Raw genomic sequence first — 13,769 nt, 5'->3', positions numbered from 1 at the left:
GGAGCCCGTGGAGGCTGAGGAAGACACAGGAATCCCCTTCGTCGCGAACAGTGCGAAAAGCGTGTGGTGGTGCTGTCTTGGATCAGGTGCGGTCGACGTCCAGGAGCCGGCGCAGGGTGTCGTGGAAGGCTTGCCGGAGCTGCTGGGCGTCCGCCTCGGTGAAGGCGTCGGCAGAGGCCCGCAGGGTGCCGTGGATGTTGCCGACGCTCCCCCAGCCGAACTCCCACAGCGCCGGGAAGTTGGCCCAACGCGGCGGGATGGGCACCGGCGAGGTCCGCAGGCCCGGCAGCGGCAGCCGCGGGACCTCGGTGTCGATGTTGACGAGGTGGAGGAAGAGCGGGTCGCCGCCGGGGAGCCGCTGGAGTCCGGCTGCGCGCAGGATCCGCGAGTACGGCAGCTCCTTGTGCGCCAGGCTCTCCTCGATCGCGTCGGCGTGGCGGAGCACCACGTCCTCGGGGGTCAGCCGGTCGGTCCACGCGGTGCGCACCGGGAGGGTGTTGAGGAGGGGGCCCATGGTGGCCTGGAGGTCCTCGGTGTCGCGGCGGGCGGCGGGCATGCCGACCGTGGTGTCGTACGGCGGCCCGCCGGCGGCCACGGCGGCGCTCACCGCGGTGAACAGCACCACGGCCGGGGAAACCCGGGCGGAGCGGGCGAGTGCGCGGATCCCCTGGGTCTCGGCGGCGCCGAGACCCAGGGGGAGCGCCAGGAACGCTCCGCGTTCCGCTTCGCCGGGCGGGGTGCGGCGCGGGTAGGGCTGCGGCTGTACTCCGGCGAGCCGGCTGCGCCACCAGGCGTCGTCGCGGTTGTGGTCGCGGGCCTGTTCGGCCGCGGCGTCGGCAAAGAAGTCCGGGGCCGCGCCGGCGGGCTCGGCCGGGCCGCCCCGGGTGAGCGCGGCGTAGGCGAGGCCGATTTCCCGCGCCATGAGGGACAGCGACCAGCTGTCTCCCGCGACGTGGTGCACGGCCAGCGCGAACCAGTGCTCGGTGGCGGAGCAGGAGATGACACCCGCCCGCACGGGAGGTTCCTCGCACAGGTCGAAGGGGACCTCCCAGAGGTCGGTGAGCCCTGCCGGCGGGTGTGCGTCTCCGGGGCGGCCGCCGCCGTCCGTCGCGGTGCGCAGCGCCGGCAGCGGTGCGGTCGGCGGGAGCGGCACGGCGTGGGCGCCGTCGTACGTGGCGCACAGCACCGGGTGGCGCCGGACGACGTGGTGCAGAGCCTGCTCCAGCCGTGCGGTGTCGAGCTCCCCCGTGATGCGGAAGCAGAGCGGCATGGCGTACATGGGCCGGTCGCCGAGCGCCTCGTGGACGAGCATGGACTGCTGCATGTCGGAGAGGGGCAGGAGGGGGTCCATGGCCGGCTATCCCCTTCCGGCGGCCGCGTCGGGCTGCGGGATCGCGGCGAACCAGGCCGCGAAGCTCGGCGCGCGCAGGCAGGAGCCGGGCGAGAGCTCGGTGCCGGTGAGCCTGCGGGCCCGGGCGCTCACGCGCAGGGCCAGCAGCGAGTGGCCTCCGAGGCTGACGAAGTCGTCGTCGTCCATGACCTCGTCGACGGCGAGGACCTGCCGCCAGATCTCGCGCAGCTGTTCGACGGTGGTGTCGGCGCGGTCGCCGTCCGCGGTGCCGGCGGCCGTTCCCGCCGTGGTCGGCGGCGGAGGCAGCTCGCGGCGGGCCAGCTTGCCGTTGGGCAGCCGCGGCAGTTCCTCCACGAAGACGAACTGGCTGGGCTGCATGGCGGCGGGCAGCCGCTCGCCGGCGTGCCGGCGCAGTTCGCGGGCAGTCAGCAGGGTCCTCGCGTGCTCGGCGTGCTCGGCGGGCTCGGCGTCCGGGGCGGTCTCCGGCTCACCGGCCGGGGCGGTGTCGCGGGTGGCGTACATGTAGGTGACGTCGGCCTCGGTGCCGACGCTCCAGTCGTCGACGCAGTACACGGTGAAGCCCGCGCCTTCGAGGATGCTGCGGATCTCCGTGCCGACGACGCTGCTGCGCTCGACCTCGAGGCAGACCTGGCGGATGCTCTTCCAGTGGTCGGGGCGGATGCCGCGCAGGACGCTGAGCTCGGCACCCTCGGTGTTGATCTTGAGGAGGTCGACCCGGTCGATGTCCATCCGGTCCAGCAGGGTGGACAGGTCCGTCGTCTCCACCTCGTGGAGGGTGGCCCGGAGCCGGTCCTCGGCGTCGTGGAGCAGGCCGGCGATCTCCTCCTCGGTGCCGGCTCCCTCGCCGCCCGACTGACGGTAGTGGGACTGGACCAGCTCCACCGCCTCGTCCTGGCGGTCCTTCCCAAGCCCGGACAGGTAGCTGAGCCGGGGGAAAGAGGTCAGGGTCTCGGCTCCGACGCGGTCCGTGACGGCCACGGGGACGACGTCCGCGGCCACGCCGCCCAGTTCGAGGTTGACGCGCAGGTAGGGAAGGGTGTCCGGGTTGGGCTCGACCGCGACCAGGCGGATCCCCGGGGCCTGGCGGTGCGCCCACAGGCCGAACAGCCCGATGTTCGCTCCGACGTCGACGACCACGTCGTCCTTGCCGAGGCGCACCCCGAAGCGCGCGTACTCGTCCTGCTCGAAGATCTGCCGGTGGAGGAAGAGCGCCTCGTCCGGGGAGCCGGTGGCCACTGCGATGCCGTGGGGCAGCTGGATCCGCTGGAGGCCGTCGACGACGGGTGCGTGGGCGCGCTTGGCCGCGATGTACGCGACGAGCCGCACGCCGTCGGCCTCGTCGGGGGCGGCGATCACGGAGGCGTCCTGGACCATCGGGTGGCTGCGCAGGACGCTGTCGACCTCGCCGGGTTCGACGCGGACTCCGCGCACCTTGACCTGGTCGTCCATGCGGCCCCGGAACTCCAGGCTGCCGGTGTCGAGGAGGCGGACGAGGTCGCCGGTGCGGTAGAGGCGGCCCGTTCCGGTGAACGGGTCGGGCCGAAACCGCTCGGCGGTGAGGGGCTCGTCGTCGAGGTAGCCGCCGCCGACGGCGACCCCGCCGATCCACAGTTCGCCGGTCCCGCCGGCGGGCACGGGCTGCATCGCCTCGTCGAGGACGTGGCAGTCGACGCCGTCGATGGGCCGACCGATGGGGGCGATGTCTCCGTCGAACGGTTCGTCGCAGTCCCAGTAGGTGGCGTTCACCGAGGTCTCGGTGGGGCCGTACTGGTTGTAGAGGGAGGCGGGCAGCAGGGCGCGGAACCGCCGCACCAGGGTCATGTCCAGGGCTTCGCCGCCGCAGAACACCCGGCGCAGGGAGGTGCACCAGGCGAGCTCCTCCTCGTCGATGACGTAGCGCAGGACGGAGGGAACGAAGTGGGCTGTGGTGACTTCCGTCTCCTGGATGAGCCGCACCAGGCCCAGGCTGTCGAACTGGAGCCCGGGCGGGGCGATGACGAGGGTGCCCCCGGAGATGAGCGGGGAGAAGATCTCGTGGATCGCGGCGTCGAAGGCGGAGGACGCCTTGTGCAGGACCCGGTCGGTCGGGTCGAAGCCGTAGCGGCGGTGTCCCCACTGGAGCCGGTTGACCAGGCCCGCGTGGTGCAGACGGACGCCCTTGGGCCGGCCGGTCGAGCCGGACGTGAACAGGATCATCGCGGTCAGCTCGGCGGCCTCGGCGGTGCGGGCGCGCAGCGCTTCGAGCTCGGCCACCGGGACGGGCCGGGCGTCGGGAACCAGCCACAGAGCAGTGTCGGCGCCGGCGGTCCCGCGCAGCTCGGGGGCGCCGGAGCCGTCGTGCAGGATCACGCGGGGGCGGGCTGCGGAGACGACCTGCAGGCGCCGCTCCGCGGGGAACTCGGGGTCGACGGGGATCGCGACGGCGCCGATGGCCATCGTCGCGATGAGCGCGCTGACGTAGGCGGCCGACCGGGGCAGGTGCAGTGCCACGTGATCGCCGGTGCGGATCCCGGCCGTGTGCAGCTGGACCGCCACCGCGGTGACGCGCTCCCACAGTTCGCGGTAGGACAGCTCGCCGTCGGAGCCGAGTACGGCCGGGCTGTCGGCGTACGGACCGTCGGCCGTCGCCAGCAGGTCGGGTACCAGGGTCGACGCCATGTCAGACCGCCTTTTCTGCGACGGCCGCGATCGCGATCCGCGGCACCTCTGCCTCGAATCCGCCGTCGGCTTCACGGATCACCGGGCGCACCGGGCACTCGAGGGGCGAGGAAAGCCCTTCGAGATAGGACGTGTGGTCGAAGAAGTCGGTGAGCAGATTCCAGACCTCGGCGAAAGTCCGCTGGGCAGAGAAAAGGGTCCGGATTCCGTACATGTCCGCGATGTAGTCACACATGCGGTCGCGTGCGTCCTCGGCTGTGGCACCCCGCACGACCAGTGGGTCGTAGACGTCCACCACCCGGACCGATACCGGCAGACCGGTGAAGTGCTCGGTCAACTCGGGCCGCGTGAAGTGGCGGTAATCGTGGCCGGTCGGCGAATGGGGGTGGACGGCCTCGTTGAAGAACCGGGCCATGGGGCTGGTCTCGTCGAAGTCGTGCAGCACGACCCGGCCGCCGGGACGGACGACCCGGACGGCCTCGGCGGCGGCGCGGGGGCGGTCTTCGGGGGCGATGTGGTGGGTGCCGTAGGCCAGGAGGGCCGCGTCGACGCAACCGTCCTTCAGCAGCAGTGCCTGCGCGGCCTGGCGGACGGCGGGCAGGCCGTGCGCCAGTGCCTGGGCCACCATCTCGCCCGAGATGTCACCGGTGATGATGTTCAGTTTGGCGACGTTGCTGTCGGCGCGGCCCGCAACGGCCCGGGCGATGGTCCCGTCTCCGCCGAGCACGTCGAGGACGAGCACGTCGCCGACCGCATGCTCGGGGGTCGCCAGGGTGAGGAGCCGGTGTGCGCCGGTCCAGCGGACGTACATGTCCTGCTGGGCCCGTCGGTAGGAGTCTCCGCGGCCGGTCTCGTCGGAGTCGAACTCGTTGGTGAGGGGCAGCAGGACGGACAGGGTGTCCGCCGAGCGGGCCCGCTCGACATCGAGCAGGCCGTGGAGCTGCGGGTGATCCGCCGCGATGGTGCGGATGTAGTCATCGAGCGGGACAGAAGGCAGATATGAGCCTTCGGACACGGTGAACCGACCCCCTGCCGGTGGTTTGCACTGAAGAACTGGAATACGGCCGGGCCGTCGGTGCGGCTTGGAGTCAGCCGTTCTGGGATTGGACGAGACCAGTCGGCCGCATATCGATCCAGTGGGCCTCGATGTAGGCGAGGCAGTCTTCTCTCGACCCCTCCGAAACGGATTTCCATCCGGCCGGAACGGCAATCCAAGACGGCCACAAAGAATGCTGATTCTGGTCGTTTACCAGCACCTGGAACGTCCCCGAAGCCTCAGCTTCAAAGGGATTGAGGGACATCTTTTTCCCATTCTGTTCGCAGCTTCCGATACATGCTCCACCCCGACTCCAGGGCTGCAGACCTTCCGGCTGTACGCCGCTGAAGTGCACTTTCATCCTGCGCCCAGGTCGGCGAAAAGATCAATGTGGCCTGGATCACAACCAGACATACCGGGCGGTTTGCCCGGATTGGACGCCGGATTGACCCTAAGTGGGCGGAAGCTAAGGTTCCTTTTGGGGAGCATTCCAGCCACATTTAAATTGACCGAATATGAACGCTTGACGCCGGCCGGAAGGCCTCCTGATAATCAACCAGCCCCGGCCTTGATCATCTTTGGAGTTCGGTCGTGCCTGCTCATCGAAGCTCCCAACTGCTGCTGGACGGGGAGTACCTCTCCGCCCACAGCCACTCATTGCACGTGACGCTTCCCAGCGACACTGATGCGAACGAACTGGCCAAAATGCTCCCCGCCGGGCTCTGGCGGGAGGACGTGCCCCATGCCGCGGGCGCACCCGCGGCCCGCCGCCTCCTGCAGGCCGAGCTGGCCCGACCCGTCGACCCCGGCGCCACCCAGCCGCGCGCGGTGCTGCTGCGCCACGCCGACGGCCGCAGCGACCTCGTCCTGTCCGCTCACCGCTCGGAACTGGACCCGCGCTCGCTGCGCCTCATCGCCGACACCCTGGTCGCAGCCGCCGACGGCGGCCGGGATGCCGGAACCGGAAAGGGTGCCGGCCCCCGTCCGCCCCAGCGAACGGAAGCGTTCCTTCCGCCCCCCGTCGGCCCTGGCTCCGACACCTGGGAGACATGGAGTTCCGCTGATTTCGCCCAGCGTCCCGGATGGGCCATGCCCGACCCCGAAGCCCGCGCCGAGGCACGGGACGGGGGAAGGGGCGCGACCGGCACCGCCGTCCTGCTGACGCCGATCGCGGACGCCCCGGCCGCGGATCGGCCGGCCGACTCCTCCACCGTCTCGGCCGTCCTCGCCGTGGCCACCGCCCTGGTGACCGGCCGTTACCAGGGCCAGGAGCGGCCCGTCGTGGCAGCGGTCGCACCCGATCCCGGGCGGCTGCCGCGGGCCCTGGGCGCCCACGACTTCTCCACGCTGATCGCCCCCGTCCTCACCGGCCCGGCGGACGTGCCGTCCCTCGTCGGCTCCGTGCGGCGCCAGCTGCGCGACCCGGCTCGGCGCTGCGACGCCGACGGCTACGCCGCCCTCACCGCAGCCGCAGGGGGCCGGGTCCTGGTCGGGCTGCTGCCCGAGGCGGCCGAGGGGCAGGTCCCCTGCCACGGCGCGCCCTTCCCGGTCACCCTGCTGCCCCGCCGCAGCGCCGACGGCGCCCTGTGGCTGGAGACCCACCACCGCCTCGCCGAGGTCGACGGGGAGTCCGCCCGGCGCTTCGCCGGGCACGTGGCTCGGGCGTACGCGGCCGTCGCCGCGGCCGCGCCCGGCACGCTCCCCCAGGACATCCACCCGGTGGATCCCGAAGAGCACGCTGCGCTGACCGGGGCGCACAGCAGGACGCCGCTCCCACCGCAGCGTCCGGCCCGCATCGACACCCTGTTCAGGGAACGCGCCGCGGCCACGCCCGATGCGGTCGCGGTGACCTACGAGGACCAGAGCCTCACGTACGGCGGGCTGCTCGCGCGGGCCGAGCAGCTCGCGTCCGGCCTGGCCGCGCACGGCGTCGGCCCCGGCGACCACGTCGGCGTCTGCCTCGAACGCTCCGCCGAGCTCGTCGTCACCCTGCTCGCGGTCCTGCTGGCCGACGCGGTGTACGTCCCCCTGGATCCGGCCTATCCCGCCGCCCGGCTCGCGCACACGGCGCACGATGCGGGCCTTCGGCTGGTCGTCAGCGAACTCTCCGAGATCACGGGGGCCGAGGACGTGCCGCTCGTGCCGCCCGCCGTTCTGGCGGGGGCCGGGACGGAGCGGCCCGCGCCTTCGGCGCCGGCCCGCGGAGCGGACTCGGCCGCCTACATCATCTACACCTCCGGCTCCACCGGCCTGCCCAAGGGCGTCGCCGTACCCCACCGCAATGTGGCCGCCCTGCTGGACGCGACGCGGGCCGATTTCCGGCTGGGTCCGGACGACGTCTGGACTCTCTTCCACTCGAGCGCTTTCGACTTCTCCATCTGGGAGATCTGGGGCGCCCTGCTCACGGGCGCCCGGCTGGTCGTCGTGCCCTACTGGGTCTCCCGCACCCCCGACGACTTCCACGCGCTCCTGGTGCGGGAAGGGGTCACGGTGCTGAGCCAGACCCCCTCCGCTTTCGGACAGCTGGCCGAGGCCGACCGCCGACAGCAGCATGCCGAACTGGTTGTGCGGCTGGTCGTCTTCGGCGGTGAGCCGCTCGACACCGCCCCGCTCCCCCGCTGGTTCGACCGCTACCCCGAGGCCCGGTGCCGCCTGGTCAACATGTTCGGCATCACCGAGACCACCGTCCACGTCACCGCGCACGAGGTACGGCGCGCGGACGCGCTCGACGGGTCCCGCTCGGTCGGCCGCCCCCTGCCCGGCTGGCGGGTGTACGTGCTCGACGGGCGCGGTCGGCCGCTGCCGTACGGGGCGCCCGGCGAGATCCACGTGGCCGGCGCCGGTGTGGCGCTCGGCTACTGGAACCGGCCCCAACTGACCGGGCAGCGCTTCGTGCCGGACCCCTTCCACGGCGGCCGCATGTACCGCAGCGGCGACCTCGGACGGCTGCGGCCGGACGGCACCCTCGAGCATCTGGGCCGGATCGACAGCCAGGTGAAGGTGCGGGGCTTCCGCATCGAGCTGGACGAGATCCGCGCCGTCCTGCTCGACGACCCCGCCGTCGGCGCGGCCGCCGTGGTCCTCGCCGGCGATCGGCCCGGCGGCGACGCCGCCGAGGTGCGCATCGACGCGTACGTGGTGGCTGCGGAGGGCGCGGACCCGGATCCGGTGGCCGTCCGCCGCCGGGCGGCCCGGACGCTGCCGGAGTTCATGCTGCCGGCCGCGGTCACCGTGCTGCCCGCCCTGCCCCTCACCGTCAACGGCAAGCTCGACCTGCGCGCCCTGCCTCCCGCCTCCGCCGCAGCGCCCGTACGGCTGCACCCGCACGGGGAGCCGGCGCAGCAGGAGCCGCCGGCGGACCTCGCCACTGCGCTCGCCCGGATCTGGGAGCGGGTGCTGGGGGTGCCCGTCGGACCGCACGACAACTTCTTCGAGCTGGGCGGCAACTCGCTGCAGGCGGTGCGGGCGGCGGCCGCCGTACGGGAGCAGGGCCTGCCGCCGATGCCGCTGCAGGAGCTGTACCGCACGCCGACCGCGAGCGCGCTCGCCGCCGTTCTCGCGCCGGACCCGGGCACGGCTCCCCCGCCGGCCTCGGCCTCAGACCCCGAGGCCGCACCGGCACATCACACCGCGCAGTGAAGGAGGAATCCCAGCAGCGCCGGCAGCCCGGTGAGCTGCGGTACGCGGACTTCGGCCGTCCCCACCACCGGTACGACGAAGGCGGCACCCCGCGGGTCCACCTGGTCATCGACTGCTTCTGCGATCCGGCACTCCTGGAGCTGTTCCCCGCCTTCACGTTCCATGACGGCGTCCGGCACGCCGAGTTCCGCCACCGCCGCGGGAGCCACCGCACCCCGGTCTGCCGTCCCGCGGCCCCCGCGTGAGCCCGGACGGCGCCACTCCCCCCCGTACTGCCCCCCGCACCGCAACCGGCACAGCACAGTCTGGAGAACCACCCCATGTCCGAACGTCAAGACACCTCGATACTCAACCTCGGCGTCGACCGGTACGTCCTGCGGGCCTGCCAGCGGCACGCGGCGCAGACCGTGGCCGTGTGCGCCCCGGAGCCCTGGGACTTCGGTCCGACGGTGCCCGAGGAGGGGGTGCGCATCCTGCGCGCGGACGACACGGGCAACGCCGAGTCCGTGCTCGGTGCGCTGTACCGGGCGGGCCTGGGCGGGCACCGGTTCAGCGCCGTCCACTGCGGTGAGGAGTTCGCCCTCGTCACGGCCGGCCTGCTGGCCCGGCAGCTCGGCTGTTCCGGCATCGACCCGGTGGTCGCCCTGCACTTTCGGGACAAGGCCCTGCAGAAGGACCGGGTCCGGGAGGCCGGCCTGTCGACGGCGGCCACGATCGTCATCGACGACATCCACGACGTCGGCCACCTCGCCGACACCCCGTTCGCGCGGTCCGTGCTCAAGCCCCTCTCCTACGGCGGCACCGGATACACGGCGACCGTCTCCGACTACCCGGGGCTGGCGGAGCTCAGCCGCGGGTTCCGGGCCGGGCAGCTGGACCGACGCACCTTCCTGCTGGAGGAGTACATGGAAGGAGAGGAGTGGATCGCCGACGGCGTGGTGTTCGACGGCGAGGTGCTCTTCTTCGCGCTGGGCAAGTACGGCGAACCCTGCCTGGAGGCCATGCGCGAGCAGCGCCCGCTGTGGGTGCGGGCCATGGACCCGGACGCCGAGGGCTGGGCGTACGACCTGGCGGCTCCGGTGGTGCGCGGCGCCCTGGAGGCCCTCGGCATGACCTCGGGCGTCTTCCACATGGAGCTCTTCCACAACCCGGTCACGGGGACGCTGAGTTTCGGTGAGTGCGCGGCGCGGCGCGGCGGAGGCCTCACCGAGGAGCAGGTGCTGTACAAGTTCAACGTCGACCTGTCCGAGTGCGGGGTGCTTTGCGCTCTCGGCAGGCGGCCGGAACTCAACGTGAAGGTTCGGCCGGGGGCGGTCGGCCACACCCACCTGGTGGGGCGCCCCGGGATGATCCTCGGCTACCCGCCGGCCGGCGAACTGGAAGGGCTGCCCGGGGTCGAGTACGCACGGTACGAGCATCCCTTCGGCAGTGTGCTTCCGGAGTCGTTCCAGTTCCACGGGCAGAGCCTGGGTCTGCTGCTGGTGAGGGCGGACAGCGACGAGGAGCTGGCCGGGCGGGTGCAGGAGCTGCGCCGGTACGTGGACGAGCGGCTGGTGGTGGCGGCGCCACGGATGACCTTCCGTGAGCACCGCCGGTGGCACGAGGCGCAGTGGCCGGACCACGCCCGCCTGGGCGGCGGCGTGTACGCACCGCCGGCGCCTTAGGCGGGTGCGGGGGGTGCCTCTATGTCTTTCGTCAAGCCCGAGCTGGTCATGCGGCGGCTTCGGGGTCTCGTGATTCGTAGAAGGTGCCGTCGCGGAGCATGGCGAACAGGACGCTGATGCGGTGGCGGGCGAGGCGGAGTAGGGCCTGGGTGTGGGTTTTGCCGCGGGCCCGGCATTTGTCGTAGTAGGTGCGGGAGGCGTGGTCGTGCAGGGCGGCGAACGCGGAGAGGAACATCGCGCGTTTGAGCTGCCGGTTTCCGCCTCTGGGCGCGTGTTCGCCGTGGATCGAGGTGCCCGACTGTTTCGTGGCCGGAGCGAGGCCGGCGTAGGAGGCGAGGTGGGCGGCGGTGGGGAAGCTGGTGCCGTCGCCGACGGTGACCAGGAGGACTGCGGCGGTCCTGACGCCGACGCCGGGCAGTGACGTCAGGACCTGGGAAAGAGGGTGGGCCACCAGCAGCTCGTTGATCCGGGCTTCCAAGGCCCGGCGTTGTTCGTGGACGGCCGCGAGCGAGCGGGCCAGGGAGGGGACGACCACGTCCAGGGTGCCGGTGCCCGGGACGACGACGGTCTGTTCGTCGAGCGCGTCGAAGACGTCGTCGATGAGCCGGGTGGCCATGCGCGGGGCCTTGGGGCGGATCAGTTCGACGAGTCTGCGGCGGCCGGCTTTCCGCAGCGCGGCCGGGGATCCGTAGCGTTCCAGCAGCCAGGTGACGGCCTGGTGGTCGAGGCGGGGGCCCAGGACGCGCTCCAGGCTGGGGTGGAACTGGGTGAGCAGGCCGCGTATCCGGTTGGAGGTGCGGGTGGCCTCGGCGGCGAGGTCCTGGTCGAAACCGACGAGGACAGTGAGCTCGGCGGTGATCTCGTCGGTCAACTCCAGGGAACGCAGGGTGTGGGGCATGCTGCGGGCGGCGTCCGCGATCACCGCCGCGTCCTTCGCGTCGGTTTTCGCCTCACCGGGGTAGAGGTCGGCGATCCGCCGCATCGCGAGTCCGGGCAGGTAGGCGACCTGGCAGCCTGCGTCGCGGGCGACGGTCAGCGGCAGGGCACCGATGGAGGCGGGCTGGTCCACGACCACCAGGACGGTGCCGAACTTGTCTCGCAGCTTGTCGAAGACGGCCCGCAGCTTGAGTTCGCTGTTGGGCAGCGGTTTGTCGAAGACCTTCTTCCCGGCCGGGGTCAGCCCGTGGCCGTGGTGTGTGCTCTTGCCGACGTCCAGGCCGAGGAAGACGCCTACGCCGCTGGTGTCGATCACCGTGCCCCCACTCGCTCGATACCCGTGCTGGCCTGGGCGTCGGGGCCGTTCTCGCGCGTCCACGTTATGCAGACCTGCCGCCCGCAAGCGGCCGGGCATTGCGCCCGGCCACGCGGTGGTCGGACCTCTCATCAGCGTCTCCGACGGCACCCCTCGGACCCGGTGACACCACCCCCCAGGTCATCCGTTCGACAGGGGGCAACAGTCATGCCGGGCCCGGAGGCCAGCGGCCCCATTGCAGGACCGCGGAAAACATAACGGGGCGCCGGGCCTGCTGTCCGCCCGCCCCGGCCCGTGACCCGTGGGCCGTGGGCCCGTCGGCTCTGGTCGCCGTGATGTGCGGTTCGTGTGCGGTCGACGTGTGGTTCGGTGTGCGGTTCGCGGGTGCCGTGTGTAGGGTGCCGGTGGAGGTGAGCCCCTGTGACCACGGAGAACGAGCTGTTCAGCGCCGTTGATGCGCTGCTCGAACAGGCCGGCCAGGACCGCCTGCCGCCGCCGGCGGAGCGCAGGCGGCTCCGCGAGGCCGCCGGGTTGAGCCAGGACCAGATCGCCGCCGTGCTGCAGACCCGGGCGCGAGACGGTCAGCGGCTGGGAGTCCGGCCGCAGTGAGCCGCGCGCGCCGAAGCGCGGGGCGTACGCCCGACTGCTGGAGGGGCTGGCGGAGCGCTTTCCGGCTTCCGAGAGCGTTCTGGAGCGTGCCTCCGGTTCCGCCGTTGGCCCTGTCTCTGCCTCTGTCTCCCCCGTTGCCCCTGTCTCCCCCGCTGCCTCTGTCTCCCGACTCCGCCGCCTCCCGCCACGGGATGCAGCTCGTCGCCGACGGCGGCGGCCGCCTCGCCCCCGCAGCCCGCCGGGGCCTGGCCCACCTCGCCCGCCTCGCCGGAGACTTCCCCACCGCCTACGACACCGCCCTCACCCTCGGCTGGGACGGCCGCCAGCACCGCGTCGAAGGCGACATCCTCTGGCCGCACGGAGACATGGACCGCGCGGCCGCCGCCTACGCCACCGCCCGCGACCAGGCCGAGCAGCACAGCGTCGCCGGTGAACGCGCCACCAGCCAGGCCCAGCGCGCGCTCGTGACGGCCTTCACCGACCCCGCCGTCGCGGACGACGAGATCCACCTCGCCGAGCAGCTCCTCACCAGCCTGGACCTGCGCGCCACCAGCCTCACCGTGCAGATCGCCGCGCTCGTCCGCGACGCCGGCACTCCGCGCGGCCTCCAAGCCGCTCGACTACCTGAGGGCGACCCGCGACGCCGGCATCACGGCCGCTGAAGCCGTCCTGGAACTGGCCCTCGCCTTCCACCACGCCGTCCTCGGCGAGCAGGACAAGGTCCGTGCCGTCATCGGCCGCCTGCGCGAACTCGCCCGAGCCGGCGACTACGCCGACATCGCCCACTACATGGCCGGCCTGCCGCTGCCCGGCCCCTCCTGCGCGCAATGGATCGACGGGGCCGAAGCCGTCCACGCCCGGCGGCATCGGCTCGTCCGGGCCCGGCAGGAACACCTGCTCTCAGGGAACTGACCCCTGACGCACCACGGCCCCGGCCAGAAGTGCCTGGTCGGGGCCACCGTCGTGTCCGGGCCCGGGCACCAGGTCTGCGACATCAGCCGGCGTCGGGGCGCTGTCCCACGAGCTGGGTGAGCAGCTCGATGATCTGGGCCTGGTTCCGGTCGATTTCCTTTTCGGGACGACCTCCTGGTCCAGGCCGTCATGCAGAATCCGCTACCCAAGGAGCCAAATGGCACACAGGGAGGTGACAAGGCCGACGTGGGCAACGATGAGCGACAGCCATTCCAGGATGCCCATCTGCCACCGATTGCGCGCTGGAAGCCGCCACTGGCTCACCGTCATGCCTATGGCAAGGAGCAGCAGCGGCGTCCACAGCAAGGCCCACCATGACCATACGTCGGTGAGACGGAGCAGAACGCAAACCGCGCCGAAGAGGAAGGCGGGCAGGGTCCATTGCGGCTTCGGCTGTCCTTCGGCAGAGTGCTGTGCGCTCGAAGGTGTGATCACGTCTCAAGCCCTCTCGGGTGGTGGGATTTGTACAGGGGGGGGGGGGGGGGGGGGGGGGGGGGGGGGGGGGGGGGGGGGGGGGGGGGGGGGGGGGGGGGTGGGGGGGGGGGGGGGAGGGGGGGGAGAGGGGGT

Annotated in this window: 11 protein-coding genes; 5 read left to right on the top strand and 6 right to left on the bottom strand. The window is 72.3% G+C overall.

Features of this window, described 5'->3' with window-relative positions; all coding sequences use genetic code 11:
* Positions 1-82 precede the first annotated feature (82 nt).
* From ACZ462_RS15740 to ACZ462_RS15725, 4 genes are all read right to left on the bottom strand, one after another.
* Positions 83-1,351: a condensation domain-containing protein gene (locus ACZ462_RS15740; protein WP_467807696.1), complete on the bottom strand. Its 1,269-nt coding sequence runs from the start codon at positions 1,349-1,351 to the stop codon at positions 83-85.
* A gap of 6 nt (positions 1,352-1,357) precedes the next feature.
* A complete protein-coding gene (locus ACZ462_RS15735; protein ID WP_467807694.1) occupies positions 1,358-4,030 on the bottom strand; it encodes an amino acid adenylation domain-containing protein in 2,673 nt (890 codons plus the stop codon).
* A gap of 1 nt (position 4,031) precedes the next feature.
* Entirely contained in the window at positions 4,032-5,045 is a 1,014-nt protein-coding gene (locus ACZ462_RS15730) for a class I SAM-dependent methyltransferase (protein ID WP_467807693.1), read from the bottom strand.
* Between the two features lie 73 nt (positions 5,046-5,118).
* Positions 5,119-5,331 carry an MbtH family protein gene (locus tag ACZ462_RS15725; RefSeq protein ID WP_467807692.1) on the bottom strand — a complete coding sequence of 71 codons (213 nt, stop codon included), beginning with the start codon at positions 5,329-5,331 and terminating at the stop codon, positions 5,119-5,121.
* 326 nt (positions 5,332-5,657) lie between these two features.
* On the opposite strand from ACZ462_RS15725, the gene ACZ462_RS15720 reads away from it, so the two are divergent.
* From ACZ462_RS15720 to ACZ462_RS15710, 3 genes are all read left to right on the top strand, one after another.
* Complete coding sequence (locus tag ACZ462_RS15720; protein ID WP_467807690.1) at positions 5,658-8,705, top strand: amino acid adenylation domain-containing protein; 3,048 nt, start codon at positions 5,658-5,660, stop codon at positions 8,703-8,705.
* Positions 8,702-8,950: a hypothetical protein gene (locus ACZ462_RS15715; protein ID WP_467807689.1), complete on the top strand. Its 249-nt coding sequence runs from the start codon at positions 8,702-8,704 to the stop codon at positions 8,948-8,950. Before ACZ462_RS15720 ends, ACZ462_RS15715 begins: the two co-directional genes overlap by 4 nt.
* A 75-nt stretch (positions 8,951-9,025) precedes the next feature.
* Positions 9,026-10,369: an ATP-grasp domain-containing protein gene (locus ACZ462_RS15710; RefSeq protein ID WP_467807688.1), complete on the top strand. Its 1,344-nt coding sequence runs from the start codon at positions 9,026-9,028 to the stop codon at positions 10,367-10,369.
* A 46-nt stretch (positions 10,370-10,415) separates the two neighbouring features.
* Here ACZ462_RS15710 and ACZ462_RS15705 read toward each other — a convergent pair whose 3' ends face one another.
* The gene (locus tag ACZ462_RS15705) at positions 10,416-11,621 is read right to left on the bottom strand and encodes an IS110 family RNA-guided transposase (RefSeq protein ID WP_467807687.1); all 1,206 of its coding nucleotides are present in this window, start codon (positions 11,619-11,621) and stop codon (positions 10,416-10,418) included.
* 420 nt (positions 11,622-12,041) lie between these two features.
* Between ACZ462_RS15705 and ACZ462_RS15700 the strand changes: the two genes are divergently transcribed.
* Both ACZ462_RS15700 and ACZ462_RS15695 read left to right on the top strand, forming a co-directional pair.
* Entirely contained in the window at positions 12,042-12,230 is a 189-nt protein-coding gene (locus tag ACZ462_RS15700; RefSeq protein WP_467807686.1) for a hypothetical protein, read from the top strand.
* A 134-nt stretch (positions 12,231-12,364) separates the two neighbouring features.
* Positions 12,365-12,892 carry a hypothetical protein gene (locus tag ACZ462_RS15695; RefSeq protein ID WP_467807685.1) on the top strand — a complete coding sequence of 176 codons (528 nt, stop codon included), beginning with the start codon at positions 12,365-12,367 and terminating at the stop codon, positions 12,890-12,892.
* Between the two features lie 451 nt (positions 12,893-13,343).
* On the opposite strand, the gene ACZ462_RS15690 is transcribed toward ACZ462_RS15695, so the two are convergent.
* Positions 13,344-13,637, bottom strand: coding sequence for a hypothetical protein (locus tag ACZ462_RS15690; RefSeq protein WP_467807684.1), 294 nt, complete (start codon positions 13,635-13,637; stop codon positions 13,344-13,346).
* Positions 13,638-13,769 lie beyond the last annotated feature (132 nt).

The sequence above is a fragment of the Streptomyces sp. NPDC031121 genome (assembly GCF_055570615.1).
The sequence above is the reverse complement of the archived record's forward strand: the minus strand, read 5'-3'. Positions and strand labels throughout refer to the sequence as shown.